At 64.4% G+C, this 13,622-nt stretch carries 12 protein-coding genes and 1 pseudogene; 1 reads left to right on the top strand and 12 read right to left on the bottom strand.

The window, feature by feature from the left end; translation table 11 throughout:
- Positions 1-128: 128 nt before the first annotated feature.
- From PCE31106_RS24140 to PCE31106_RS02345, 4 genes and pseudogenes are all read right to left on the bottom strand, one after another.
- Complete coding sequence (locus tag PCE31106_RS24140; protein WP_017232687.1) at positions 129-248, bottom strand: cytochrome oxidase small assembly protein; 120 nt, start codon at positions 246-248, stop codon at positions 129-131.
- 2 nt (positions 249-250) lie between these two features.
- Positions 251-1,843 (bottom strand): cytochrome c oxidase subunit I, encoded by a 1,593-nt coding sequence (ctaD, locus tag PCE31106_RS02355; RefSeq protein ID WP_150562259.1) that lies wholly within the window; start codon positions 1,841-1,843, stop codon positions 251-253.
- A 47-nt stretch (positions 1,844-1,890) separates the two neighbouring features.
- Positions 1,891-3,108, bottom strand: a pseudogene (gene coxB, locus PCE31106_RS02350) (cytochrome c oxidase subunit II); the annotation flags it as partial.
- Positions 3,109-3,148: 40 nt separating this feature from the next.
- Positions 3,149-3,622 carry a DUF2244 domain-containing protein gene (locus PCE31106_RS02345; RefSeq protein ID WP_017232690.1) on the bottom strand — a complete coding sequence of 158 codons (474 nt, stop codon included), beginning with the start codon at positions 3,620-3,622 and terminating at the stop codon, positions 3,149-3,151.
- Between the two features lie 579 nt (positions 3,623-4,201).
- Between PCE31106_RS02345 and PCE31106_RS02340 the strand changes: the two genes are divergently transcribed.
- Complete coding sequence (locus tag PCE31106_RS02340) at positions 4,202-5,029, top strand: helix-turn-helix transcriptional regulator (protein ID WP_017232691.1); 828 nt, start codon at positions 4,202-4,204, stop codon at positions 5,027-5,029.
- On the opposite strand, the gene PCE31106_RS02335 is transcribed toward PCE31106_RS02340, so the two are convergent.
- From PCE31106_RS02335 to sbnA, 8 genes are all read right to left on the bottom strand, one after another.
- Positions 4,977-5,645 carry a flavin reductase family protein gene (locus tag PCE31106_RS02335; protein ID WP_083902217.1) on the bottom strand — a complete coding sequence of 223 codons (669 nt, stop codon included), beginning with the start codon at positions 5,643-5,645 and terminating at the stop codon, positions 4,977-4,979. The two genes, PCE31106_RS02340 and PCE31106_RS02335, sit on opposite strands and share 53 nt — an antisense overlap.
- A 27-nt stretch (positions 5,646-5,672) precedes the next feature.
- Entirely contained in the window at positions 5,673-6,629 is a 957-nt protein-coding gene (locus tag PCE31106_RS02330; RefSeq protein WP_174974927.1) for an FAD-dependent oxidoreductase, read from the bottom strand.
- Positions 6,626-7,738 (bottom strand): threonine synthase, encoded by a 1,113-nt coding sequence (locus PCE31106_RS02325; RefSeq protein ID WP_150562256.1) that lies wholly within the window; start codon positions 7,736-7,738, stop codon positions 6,626-6,628. The genes PCE31106_RS02330 and PCE31106_RS02325 overlap by 4 nt, the downstream gene beginning before the upstream one ends.
- A gap of 146 nt (positions 7,739-7,884) precedes the next feature.
- Entirely contained in the window at positions 7,885-8,931 is a 1,047-nt protein-coding gene (locus PCE31106_RS02320; RefSeq protein ID WP_150562255.1) for an ornithine carbamoyltransferase, read from the bottom strand.
- A gap of 121 nt (positions 8,932-9,052) precedes the next feature.
- On the bottom strand, positions 9,053-10,018 hold the full coding sequence (locus PCE31106_RS02315; RefSeq protein WP_150562254.1) for a diiron oxygenase: 966 nt from the start codon (positions 10,016-10,018) through the stop codon (positions 9,053-9,055).
- Positions 10,011-11,480, bottom strand: coding sequence for an adenylosuccinate synthetase (locus PCE31106_RS02310; RefSeq protein WP_150562253.1), 1,470 nt, complete (start codon positions 11,478-11,480; stop codon positions 10,011-10,013). The genes PCE31106_RS02315 and PCE31106_RS02310 overlap by 8 nt, the downstream gene beginning before the upstream one ends.
- Complete coding sequence (gene sbnB / locus PCE31106_RS02305) at positions 11,477-12,532, bottom strand: 2,3-diaminopropionate biosynthesis protein SbnB (protein ID WP_150562252.1); 1,056 nt, start codon at positions 12,530-12,532, stop codon at positions 11,477-11,479. The genes PCE31106_RS02310 and sbnB overlap by 4 nt, the downstream gene beginning before the upstream one ends.
- Positions 12,529-13,614: a 2,3-diaminopropionate biosynthesis protein SbnA gene (gene sbnA / locus PCE31106_RS02300; RefSeq protein WP_254440886.1), complete on the bottom strand. Its 1,086-nt coding sequence runs from the start codon at positions 13,612-13,614 to the stop codon at positions 12,529-12,531. Before sbnA ends, sbnB begins: the two co-directional genes overlap by 4 nt.
- Between the last annotated feature and the right edge of the window lie 8 nt (positions 13,615-13,622).

The raw sequence follows: 13,622 nt of genomic DNA, 5'->3' as shown, positions 1-13,622 counted from the left end.
TCGCCTTGCCGGTTCCCCGCTTGACGGCCGTCAGTCCTCCGATGCCGTCGGTTGCCGTGTGCTGCCGTGTGCCGTCGTGAACCGGCTTCTCGTACCGAGCGTCCCGTCGGTGCGACGGGACGTCCGGATCAGATGCCGCCCACCAGCTTAACCTTGATCATCACCCCGAAGAAGAACACCAGCACGACGGAGCCCAGGATCAGCCCCGTGCGCAGGTTCTTCGCGCGTTGCTCGCGAGTCGCAGCCATGATCAATGCACCTTCGGCGGCGTCTCGAACGTATGGAACGGCGCCGGGCTCGGCACCGTCCACTCGAGGCCCTCCGCACCATCCCACGGCTTCGCTTCGGCCGCCGGGCCGCTGCGCCACGTCGGCAGCGCCACGAAGAACAGGAAGTACACCTGCATCAGGCCGAAGGCGAACGCGCCGATCGTCGCCACCTGGTTGAAATCCGTGAATTGCGCCGGATAGTCCGCATAGCGACGCGGCATGCCGGCCAGCCCCAGGAAGTGCATCGGGAAGAACGTCACGTTGAACGAGATGAGCGTGCCCCAGAAGTGGAATTTGCCACGCCACTCGTTGTACATGTGGCCAGTCCACTTCGGCACCCAGTAATAGAACCCTGAGAAGAGCGCAAAGAGCGAACCGGCCACCAGCACGTAGTGGAAGTGCGCCACCACGTAGTAAGTACCGTGCATCTGGATGTCGAGCGGCGCCATGGCGAGCATGAGGCCGGTGAAGCCGCCCATCGTGAACACGAAGAGGAAGCCGATGGCGAAGAGCATCGGCGTCTCGAACGTGAGCGAGCCCTTCCACATCGTGGCAACCCAGTTGAACACCTTCACGCCCGTCGGCACCGAGATCAGCATCGTGGCGTACATGAAGAAGAGCTGGCCCGTGACCGGCATGCCCGTCACGAACATGTGGTGCGCCCACACCATGAACGACAGGATCGCGATCGACGCCGTGGCGTACACCATCGAGCTATAGCCGAACAGCCGCTTGCGCGAGAACGCCGGAATCACCTGCGAGACGATCCCGAACGCCGGCAGAATCATGATGTACACCTCCGGGTGTCCGAAGAACCAGAAGATGTGCTGATACATGACCGGATCGCCGCCGCCCGCCGCGTTGAAGAACGACGTGCCGAAGTGACGGTCCGTGAGCAGCATCGTGATCGCGCCGGCGAGCACCGGCATCACGGCGATGAGCAGATAGGCGGTAATCAGCCACGTCCACACGAACATCGGCATCTTCATCAGCGTCATGCCCGGCGCGCGCATGTTGAGGATGGTCACGATGATGTTGATCGCGCCCATGATCGACGACGCGCCGAGAATGTGCGCACCGAAGATCGCCAGATCCTGGCCCGGCCCCATCTGCACCGACAGCGGCGCGTACATCGTCCAGCCGGCTGCCGTGGCGCCGCCCGGTACGAGGAACGACGAGAGCAGCAGCAGGCCGCCGACCGGCAGCAGCCAGAAGCTGAAGTTGTTCATGCGCGCGAAGGCCATGTCCGACGCGCCGATCTGCAGCGGGATCATCCAGTTCGCAAACCCCACGAACGCCGGCATGATCGCGCCGAAAATCATCACCAGCCCGTGCATGGTGGTGAGCTGGTTGAAGAACTCCGGACGAATGAACTGCAGGCCCGGTTCGAACAACTCCGTACGGATCATCAACGCCATCACGCCGCCCGAGAGCAGCATGACAAACGAGAAGATCATGTACATCGTGCCGATGTCCTTGTGATTCGTCGCGAACAGCCAGCGACGCCACCCATGCGGATGGTCGTGCGCGTGATCGTCGTGACCCGCCACGTGATCGTGAGCGATGGAACTCATACCCAATCTCCTTCCTCGAACTGGTCGAACGGCACTTAACTGTTCTTCGCTGCGCCAGCGTCGGCAGCCCCTGCGGCCTTGGCCGACTTGTTGCCACGCGCTTCGCGCACCTGTGCCGGCTGAATCACGTCGCCGGTCTTGTTACCCCACGAGTTGCGCTCGAATGTGATCACCGACGCAAGCTCCACATCGTTCAGATGCGACCAGTTAGGCATCGCATTCTTGCCATGCAGCACGATGCTGATGTGATCGGCCACCGGTCCGTTCGCGATCTTCGAGCCGTCGAGCGCCGGGAAGGCGCCGCCGCCCTTGCCGTTCGGCTGGTGGCACACCGCGCAATTCGACGCGTAGACCTTCTGGCCACGCTCCATCAACTCCTGCACGGTGTAGGTCTTGTTCGGATCGTCGGCCGACGCGGCCATCAGCTTCTTCTGCGACTCGACCCACGTGTTGTAGTCCGCTTCCGAGACGACCTTCACCACGACCGGCATGAATGCGTGTTCCTTGCCGCACAGCTCGGTGCAGAAGCCGCGATACTCGCCGACCTTTTCAGCCTTGAACCATGTGTCGCGCACGAAGCCCGGAATCGCGTCCTGCTTGATGCCGAAGGCCGGTACGTAGAACGAATGAATGACGTCGTTGGCCGTGGTGATCAGACGCACCTTCTTGTTGACCGGCACGACCATCGGGTTGTCGACTTCCTGCAGATACGTGTTGCTCTTCGGCGACTCCCCGTCGATCTGGCTGCGCGGCGTGGTGAGCGTGGAGAGGAACTTGATGCCCTCGCCGTCGCCCTTGAGGTAGTCATAACCCCATTTCCACTGATAGCCGGTGACCTTGATCGTGAGATCGGCGTTGGTGGTGTCCTTCATGGCGACCACGGTCTTCGTGGCGGGCAGCGCCATCAGAATCACGATGATGAACGGCACAACGGTCCAGATGACTTCGACCGTGGTGCTTTCATGGAAATTCGCGGCTTGATGGCCCTTGGATTTGCGGTGCTTGAAGATCGAGTAGAACATCACGCCGAACACGCCGAGGAAGATCACCAGGCAGATGATCAACATCATGGTGTGCAGGCTGTGAAGCTCTTGCGCGAGTTTCGTGACCGGCGGCTGGAAGTTGAGTTCGTTGACGGCCGGCCCCCCGGGCATGTCCGTGACCGCCGCCAGGGCCGGAACGCAGGCGAGCAGCGAGGCGCCCGCAAGGAAGGCCGCCAAGGCGTGTTTCGTTTTTTTCATAGCTTCCTTACCCAAAATTACCATCCAAACCTCCCTGGCGGTCGCCCGAGATTGTCTCCATCTCTCAGGCCTGTTGGGCAAGACAACGGCGCAGCTCGCGCGCAAACGTTTCGCGGCGATGCGGCGCAAGGTAGGCACCGACAGTGACCGAGCGGCTACCCGAGCGCAAGACAATGCGCAAACGCGGCGGCTTCTCGATGTCGATGCGCACCCAGCGGGGATTGAACTCGTACTGCGTCAACCTCTGTGCTGAACGTTGCTCGACCACAAGGCTCACGGGCGACAACCGAATGACCTCGTAATCTGTGGCATGCCGGGCATGAATGACAAACGCAACGCCCACCACGAGCAAGTCCAGGCCTGTGAACGGCAAGACCAACCACCCACCGCGCCACGCCGCAATCAAGGCAACACCCAGCGACACGGCGGCCAACGACAGGTAGAACAGGACAAACTGGCGCGGCGATATCGCGCAGTTGCGCTTGTGCTTCCATTCCTTCGTCACCGAATCGGCATCGGAAGAAGAGGCTGCGAGCATCGCCGTCACCCGTGGGGCATTTTGGGTCTTTCATGTCCGACGGCCGGGAACTTGCTGCGTCCGGGCCGCGACAAACTGCCGCATTATAGAACGCGCCTTCTCCAAGCGACAACATTGATACCGAGTATTTGGCGCACCATAGCATTCTCCTGAACTCATTGATGCAAAAGGGAAATCCGTTTATTCCCCTAGTCTGAAATCGCGACGGCGAAGCGACTACGGGATACTCCCTATGCGTCATCGGTTTGACACATTGCAGCAACGCGACGACTCGTTGCGGTGTCCTGACTACCCGAAGCGCCCCTCGCCAACGACCGTCACCCCACTAGTCCAGCACCGCGTCACGCCAATCGCGCAACGCGGAGCACTCCGGCCGCCTTCGCTGCGATGCGGGATTCGTCCGATATCCGTCAACCGTCGATACGGCACCATGGGGCGCGTGCGACGTTATGTCGCGCCCTGAGGCGGCGCGCCGCGGCGGCTGCACGGCCGATGCGCGCCGGCCCCTTGGCGACCCTCGATGCGCGCGACGATACAACGCGTGCTAAAACCGAAACCTGTTCCCCACCTCGCCATGCCATGCGTGCCACGCGTTGCGTCACTCCCCGCTCGTTTGCCGACGGTCTGAGCGCCTTGCGCTCCGCCACCGACTTCGATGCCTTGTGCGCCCTGCTGCAAACGTTGTGCGGCTCGCTCAGCCACCGTTATTTCAGCTATCGCGGACATTTCCCTCTGCCAGGCGGGAAACGGGCAACGCCTCGACTCGGCAACTTGCCGCAGGCGTGGCAAGCGCACTACGACGCTCAGCGCTACGCGAACGTCGATCCGGTGCTGGCGCGCGCCAGCCGGCAACTCACCCCCGTCGAATGGACGCCAACGCTCTATACATCGCCCGATGCCCGGCGGCTGCTTCGCGAACAGCGCGCCGCGGGCATGCGCTACGGCGTGACGTATCCGGTATTCACCCCGTCGGGCGCGTCGGGCATGTTAAGCCTCTCATCGACCCGCCCGCCTCCCTGCTATGGGCGGGCACTCGGCGCGCCTGCCTGGAAGCCGCATGCCGGCGCGTTGTTGGCGATGCATGTGCATGAAGCCGTGTGGCGCATCGTGCAACGCGACGCCGTGCATCACGGCGCCCCTGTGCTGACACCGCGCGAGCGCGAGTGTCTGCGGTGGGTGGCGCGCGGCAAGACGTCGTGGGAAATCGGGCGCATTCTCACGCTCTCCGAGCATGGTGTGGTGTTTCATCTGCGCAGCGTCATGCGCAAGTTCGACGTCTCGAGCCGCCATCGGGCCGCGAAGCTGGCGAGCGATTACGGCCTGCTGGACGACTTCGCCGGCAGCGTGTCGCCCGTCATTGGCTCCGCGCCGCAAGATCGGCGAGCGTCTTGTATCGCGTCAACGTGAAGGTGTCGCTCGCGGCATTCACGAACGATCCGCCGCCCAATCGCCCCACGGGACGGAGCGTCTGCAAATCCACGTGATGCGTGACAGGGTCGAGCAACGCGTCGTCGACATGGACCGCGACGACGGTGCCGAGCACGACCCATCCCCCGCCCGGCGCGGCGCTGATCTCGATAATGTCGCGGACCTGGCATTCGTACGCGACCGCAGCCTCCTGAACCCGCGGCGGCCGCACGCGCGACGAGGCAACCGGGGTCATGCCGGTGAGCGCGAACTCAGACTCGCCGGGCGGCAACGGCGCCGCCGAGAGATTCACGGCCTCGATACACGACAGGCTCGCCACGTTCACGACGAACTCCGGCACCGACTCGACGTTGAGCAACGTGTCCTTCTTTCGCTTCGGTGCCGGCGGCACCACCGGGCAGAACAGTACCGTCATCGGCACACAGCACACGCCCATGAAGTACGCATAGGGCGCCAGATTCGGCCGGTCTTGCGCATCGACGGTACTGACCCATGCGATCGGCCGCGGCAGAATCGTACTCATCATGAAGTTGTAGCGACTTGCCTCGTCGAGCGTCGCCGGATCCAGTTCCATGTCGTCTCCCAGGGTTGTCATCCCTCGCCTGCTATCCGAAGGCGGGGGCTAGTTGTGTGATGCCACGCCCGTGAGCCGAAGCACCTCATTGGCGCATCCCCACGACAACGTGAAGCCCCCGCCCCCATGGCCGTAGTTGTGAAGCAGACGCGGGTGGTCCGCGTCGCACGCCACCCGTGTCACCCGTCGCATCGGCCGAAATCCGAGGCGGACTTCAACGACACGCAGCGCGGCGACGCCCTCACACAGCCCGGTGCATCGACGTACGATGTCCTCGACCTGCCGCTCGCCGATCACGGTCGACGTCAGGTCGGGATCGGCGGTGCCGCCCAGTACGATGTCCTCGTTCCGTTCGACCACGTATGTCGGCGCCTGCGGATCGGAATCGTCGATGAAGCAGCCGCGCACGGCGGCGTCGCGCTCTGCCCGAAGCACAATGGCGCGCGACAACGATAAATCGCTGTCGCCAAACGGCCGGCTTCCATAACCGCAGCAATTCACGACGTGCTCGGCGTCGCCGAGCAACGACGCCGGATCGCCGACGCGCTGCGCCACATACCGGCCGCCGAGTTCGAGGAACAGCGTCATCAGGTAGCGAAGATAGACCGCTGCGTCGGCCACGGGCACGTCCATGCGGTAAGCGCAGGCGAAGCGCGACGGCACGTCCGCCGGCGCCAGACGCTCAAGGCCGCTGGCACATTCCGTCCACCACGGCGGCCCGGCATCGCGTTGAAAATATTCGGTGAGCACGCGCATCCGCACGCCTGACGCCGCGTCGGCGGACAGGCGACGCATCGTCGCGTAGGTTTGCCGGGCGCGTTCGAGATAGACGAGGTCGGGCGCCTGATAAAACGGATGCCAGATGGCCGCCGCGAGCGCCGACGTCGTCTGCGCCGGCCCCTCTGCCGCGTAGATAACGACGTCGCACCCGGCCAACGCCATCGTCACGGCCGTCGTCAGGCCGCTGACCCCGGCACCGAGCACAATGATGCGCGGGCGGATCACGGCTGCGCCTCCGATTGCACGTATCCTGGGTCGTCAGGCATGCGGCGCGGCGCAGCTTCGACATAGTCCCGCAGTTGGCCGGGCGTCACAGCGTCAAAACACTGTGGAGATTTCAGGCCGCTTCCCGTCCCGAGCAGCACCACGCGCGACCGGGGCTCGATGCGCCCCGTCGCGAGACACTCGCCCAATGCGGCGTAGCCGGCGGCCGTCGACGGTTCGAACCACAGGCCGAAGCGCTGCGCGAGATTGCGCGCCGCCACCATGATCCGTGCGTCACTGAGTGCGACGCACGCGCCGCGCGTGGCGCGCAAGGCATGCAGGGCCGCGAAATGATCGCGCGGACGACCGACCGCCAGACTGTCGGCCACGGTGTCCGGGCTGACCTGCGTGGGCGACGCAGGCAAGGCCATGGCATCGTCGCAGGCGCGCCAATCGCGCGTGATGCTGCTTGCGCTGTCGGCCTGCGCCGCGAGCAATCGCGGCATGGCGGAGGTAATGCCGAGCGAATAGAGATCGAGAAACCCCGCCGCGATGCCTGACAGAATGTTGCCGTCCCCCGTGGGTACGATGACCCAATCGGGTACACGCCAATCGAGCGCCTCCGCCATCTCGAACGCGCACGTCTTCTTCCCTTCGCGCGTGAAGGGATTGATGCCCGTATTGCGACAGCACACGCTGGCGTCGTCGGCCATGCGCTCAGCGATGTCGAAGGCGTCGTCGTAGCTGCCCTCGACCTCGCAGACCTTCGCCCCATACGCGCGAATCTGCGCGAGCTTCACGCGAGGCGTGCTTGCCGGCACGACCACGGTGGCCGACATTCCCTGCGACGCCGCGAGGCACGCCAGCGACGCACCGGCATTGCCGGTCGATGCGGTCACCGCATGCTGGCACCCGGCGCGTTTGGCGACCGCCAGCACCACGTCGGTGGCGCGGTCCTTGAGCGATCCGCTTGGGTTCCGCGCCTCATCCTTCACCCAGAGACGGACGCCGCTGTCGTCGCCGCAATCGACCAACGGCGTGGCGCCCACGACCAACCGGCTCGCCCAGTGCGCTTCAACCGGAAGGAGTGCGCCATATCGCCACATTCCCCGTCCCTGAAACGTATTCACGATGTCCGCGGCGCATGGCGAATCCGCGTCCACCCGCCGTTGAATGCGAAGATTCTGTCCACACACGGGGCAGCGATAACGGATCGCGCCCCACGACTGCGGCGTTGCACACCTCACACACACGTAGTGGTACGAAAACGGCGGCCTCACGCGAGGCACCCCGGATTCAGCAGGTGCGCCATCACGGCATTCTGCGCATGAAGTCGATTCGCGGCCTGGTGGAAAACCCACGACGACGGGCCATCGATCACGTCGTCCGTCACCTCCTGCCCCCGGTCAGCGGGAAGGCAATGCAGGTAGCCTGCGTCGGGCGCTGCGCGTCGCATGACGTCGGCGTCGACGCACCAGTCCCGGTACCGCTCGAAGACGTTGTGCATGGCGGCCTCGTCGACCGAATCGCCGTGACATTGCGGAAGATGCGCGAGACTGCACCACGATTTGGCGTAAACGGCGTGCGCATCGGTCACGCCGTCGCGCAGATCGTGGGTCACGCGCAGACGCGCCCCGGTCTGCTCGGCGAACCGCGTGGCCGCGGTCATCACCTGCGGATCGAGGCCGAGCGATGGCGGATGCGCAAGCGTCACGTCCATCCCGGATTTCACTGCGGCGAGCAACAGACTCTGCGGCACGGCCACTGGCTTGTGCCAGCTACCGGAATACGCCCAACTGATGCACAGCCGCCGGCCGGCCAGTCCGCCCAATTGCTCACGCATCGTCATCACATCGGCAAGCGCCTGACATGGATGAAAGCGGTCGCACTCCATGTTGATGACGGGCACCCGACTCGACTGAGAAAAAGCTTCGAGATGACGATGCGCCGCACCGTACACCCACCCGGCCGGCGCGCCATACATGCGAATGGCAATCGCGTCGCCATAGGATGAGAGCACGCGCGCCACGTCAGCCACGCGCTCCGTTGAGTACGGAATCTCCGCCTCGGGTAGCGCGGGCGTATAGATCCCGTTCAGCGGATCGAGGACGATCGCATGGCCGCCCATTCGCGACAGTCCGGTCTGGAAGCTACTGCGAGTGCGTAACGACGCGTTGTAAAACAGAAAGTAGATCGTTCGGCCGCGCAGCGCAGATTCCGTGTGCTGCGGATAGCGGCGCTTGAAGGCGAGCGCCGCCTCGAGGAGTGCGCGATACTCCGCCGCACTCATGGTCAGATCGGGGGCTAGCCAGTGGCAATTCACAGATCTCTCCTGGTCGTGTATCGGCGAAGCGCGGGAACAGCACAACGTTGCCCGCCGGGTTGAACCGGTTCGGCCGCACGATCGCGTGCGTCGCCACGTCAGCGGCTCGACTGGCCGACGCTCAAGGCGGCCGCCAGCGACTCGCTTGTTGCGCGAAGCGTTCCGCACAGGCCATGCCCAATCGCTCGAACAAACGCCGTGGCACCCGCGCCGCTTCCATCATTTGCACGCCGACTTCGAGCGGGTCGATGCTCTCGCGGATCACACGATCGGCTTCAGTGGCATCCAGCCCGACGGCACACAGATGCGCTCGCCACACCGGTAATTCAGGTGCAAGAAACGCGGTCATCAGGTCAGGAAGCAGGGCGTCGAGAAAGGCGCGGTCCGCTGGAGATAACGACGGAATCCACTCGCTGGAAAAACGGACAAACGCCGCCTGATGACGTCGTTCGTCGGCGCCATGTTCGCTCAGCATTGCGCGCACGGGCGGGTAGATATCGTCACCGGCCCCCGCCTGCCGCAGCGTGCCTGTGATCAATGTCTCGGTCACCGTTGCCGCTGCGACGATGGCCATCTCGCGATGCGTTTCGGGCACCGCCTCACACAACGCCAGCACGCGTACGACACTCAGCGATGGCGTTCGCGCCAGCTCATACCCCGCCTGTTTCAACAGATGTCTGCGGAATCGCTCCATCATCCACGTGTGAAATCCCTCGTCCGTGTAGATGGCGAGCAGATCGTCACGGCTGACCGACGCGATGCCAGGCATGTCGAGCATTTGCTCGATGGCGCGATTCACGATGTGTAGTTCGACACGTTCCGTCTTGTTCAGGTAATCGGCCAGACGGCGCGCACTCAACTGCTGCCGAGCCGCCTGACCGCGTTCACAGACCAGCGGATGCGTGGCATACGGCATGAGCGACAGGTTGAAGAACAGGTGCTCGGGCCGCAGCGGCGGGAACGGTGCCTCCCCGCCGCCGCGGGTCACGGCGGCGACGTCTCGCCACGGCCGCTGCCCATGCTCAACCGACCCGCCATCGCCGGGCATGCACGTTGCAACGCTGCTCCCCGTATGCCGATCAGACATGCGGGGACGCCGCGACGACAAGCGCCGGTTGATGCGCGCTCAGCGATACCAGGCTGGCCCGTTCCGGCCCCAGTCCGATGCCGGCCAGCGGCGCGCCGATTTGCCGCTCGACGAAATCGACGAAGCCATGCATGGCGGCGTCGAGCTTGCCTTCGCGTCCGAGTGTGAGTGAGTGCTCGGACAGTCCGGGATAGATCAGCACGTCGGGCATAACGTCGCTGGACAGCACGTCGCGATTTACACGCATCGGCACGCCCTGATAAGTCGAATGGAAGTAGTGGGCGAGGCAGTCAACCTTGTTGAGGTAGACGCAGTCGACAGCGTGGGCCTTGACGACCTCTCGCAACTGCGCGAGGTCGAGCATGCCGATACGACGCGGGCGCCCCGTCCCCGTGCCGTACTCGCCGGTGAGCATGCGAAGCGCGGTGCCCACGTCGAACGGATCGTTGGAGCGCAGCAGTTGTTCCGGCGAAAAGCGTGCCTGCTCGTCGGTCACGCCGAGGTGAGACTGGGACGCGTCATCGCAATATTGCGCCGAGCGCTCTCCCCCCAACTCCGACGGAAACGGGCCACGCCCCACGCGCGACATGATGGCCTTCGCCACGCCGATGGTCCGACGGTGGTACTTCGGCGACAGATCGCCCCCCACATACGCATATGCCGGCACCGTGTGGCTCGACGTGACATACGGCTGACAGCCGTCAACGACATCAAGCAACACCGACTGCGCCCCTTCGAACAACACCCTGGCGCCTTGCTTCACGCGATTCGCAAGCCATCCTCGATCGGGTTCGATGTAGGCGCGCAAGGTGTCGGCGACTTTCGGCAGGCTCAACAACAGATCCGACATTTCGGCGACCCAGGGCGACGTTCCCCCGTCCGCGTTGATCATGCCCGTGAAGACATCGCGCATCGAAGCTACGGTGTCCGCCTCGCTATTGAGCAGATCGCCGAGCATCAGATTGACGCGTTTGTCGTTGCGCACACGCAAGGCGCGATCCGCGTAGCACGGCCCGATGCCGTTACCCGTGGTACCGATCGTGCCGCCGCCGCGTCGATCCAGCGCAATGTGGTGGGGCTGCACGAGCGCGGCTCGCGCACTGATGCGTAGCCGGCCCTCGAGCGGGACGCCCATCTCGCGGAGTTGTTCGATCTCGTCAGCCAGCTTCCACGGGTTGAGCGCGCACCCAGACCCGATGTACAGCGTGGCGTGGGGATGAAACACGCCTGAGGGCAGTTGCTTGAGCGCGATGCGGCCAAAGGGTGTGTCGATGGTGTGGCCGGCGTTGGCGCCGCCATTGAATCGGGCGATCACGTCGTACCCCGCAGCGAGGGCGTCGATGATCTTCGCTTTGCCTTCGTCGCCATATTGCAGACCGACAAGGACGTCGGCGAAGCCTTCGGCGGGAGGCGAAGCGAGGTGAGCGGCGGGGAAGGAGGCGCTACAGGTAACGGAGGTCATGCGCGTTGCATATCGTGGAAAAAATGGGGGATGGGCGCCTGCTGCGCAGCCAACTGTTCATAGACCCAACGCCCGACGGCAATGTCCAGGATGCCCAGACCGAACGGCGAAAACACAATCGGTCGATCACGCACCGGCGCCTGTCCGCCACAGAGCAAATGCGGCAGCGACGTTGTGACGAAGCGCCGATGACCGGTCTCGACTTCAGCGAGATGAAGCGAGGTCATCGCCCGCAGACAATGATCGATGTCGTCGACGACGTTGTGGGACGCAAGAACGACCGCTGGCGCAAGGTCGCGAAGCGAGAGGTGCAGCACGACCGGGCAGTGAGAGAACCAGTCCGGGTCGTTCACATAGGGCGAGGGCGCCGTCGTGGTGAATACGATCACGTCCGACGCACGAACGGTGCGTTCGAGCGAGGCTTCGGTACGCGCGTCGTAGCCGAGGCGCGTACCCATGCGGGTGGCAAGCGCCGTGGCGTAATCCGGGTTCAGGTCGTGCACCGTCACGTCACCAATGGGCAGTGCCGCGAGCGGCAGACACTCGGCCACATGGCGTGCGATCACGCCGGCGCCGACAAATGCCACGCGCAGGCTTCGCGCTGAGGTCTTGGCCGTCGCCTTCGTGGCAAGCGCATCGCTGGCGAGACACCTCAGCGCGCTGATCGCGCTCGCCGCCGTGCGCGCCGCGCTGATGAGGCTCGCTTCCATGCACGCCATCGGATAGCCCGTCGCCCCATCGTTCAGAATGAGGACGGCCGACGCGCGCGGCATGCCACGTTCGATGTTCGCGGGAAAGCTCGATATCCACTTGATGCCGGTCACCGCCTCGCCGCGGTCATCGCGAAGGTGCGCAGGCAACGCGATGATGCGGTTGCGTTGCGCGTCGGGAAAGCGGAGAAACTGACTCTCCGGATTGACGGTGCGCCCGGTGTGATGCGCGCGATACGCCGCTTCGACCGTTTCGAGAACGGCAGTCTTCCCCGTCCCGAGAGTCGAACTGACCTGCGCTCCGGTGAACACGCGAAATTGCGGTAGCGGTAGTGCGTTCATGGCAATGAAGGATCGACGGTATCGACGAGTGGCGACGGTCCGCATGGCGAACGCGGGCGGCCATCGATACAGGTGGCGGCCCAATCGGGGTCGTAGAGGGTGTCGAGATATTTGTCGCCCATATCGGGAGCGACGGCGACGACTGTGTCGCTGGCGGCGATCTCGACCGACGACAACTGCACGGCACGCAACACGCTGCCCGTGGACCCGCCCGCGAGCAAACCGCGCGCGGCCAGCGTGTGGCACATGCGGAGGGTTTCGGCCTCGTCAACGTAGACGATGGCGTCCGGCGGCTCGGCCTGCGACGCTTCAGACAACGCCGGGCGGCAACTCATGCCCAGTCCGGGGATGCGGCGAGGCCCGGGCGGGCCGCCAAACGTCACCGAACCGACGGCATCGACCGCAATGACACGGGTCGGCAGTCGATGGGCGCGCACGTAACGCAGGCAGCCCATCAATGTGCCGGTGGTGCCCGCGCCGACAAACAAGTGGTCGACGTTGCGATAGGCCGCGAAGATTTCCGGCGCCGTCCATCGATAGTGCGCACGCCAGTTGCCCGGGTTGGCGTACTGATTGACCCACACCCAACGCGGGTTACGCGCCACTTGCTCACGGATCCACGCGATGCGGGTGCCGAGATACCCCCCCTGCGCATCGCGACGTTCAACGCGCACGACCTGCGCGCCCGCCGCCTGCATGGCACGGATCGCATGACGCGACGTGTTGGGATCCGTGACGCAAGTGAACGGGTAGCCGCGATTTGCGCACACCATCGCCAGTGCCATCCCGAGGTTTCCCGAGGACGATTCGACGATCCGCGTATTCACGTCAACGCGGCCGGCCACCTCCAGATCCTCGATGAGTTGAAGCGCAGGCTTCAGCTTGATGGAGCCCGCCGGGTTCAGACCTTCGAGCTTGAGGTGAACCGTGGCGCGACACAGCCCGTCAATCGCCGTGAAAACGGGGGAGCTCGGTCGCAGAAAGGCGCCATCGACGCGCAGCCCCTGGCAACCGCGCGTTGTTTCGCGTTGCGCAGGTTCGACCTGCGGCGACGCCACCCACGTTTCGTGCTGGTTCCCCACCCCGACCT

The organism is Pandoraea cepalis (assembly GCF_902459665.1).
GTDB lineage: Bacteria > Pseudomonadota > Gammaproteobacteria > Burkholderiales > Burkholderiaceae > Pandoraea > Pandoraea cepalis.
Note: the sequence above shows the minus strand (reverse complement) of the source record. Positions and strands in the feature narration are given on the sequence as shown.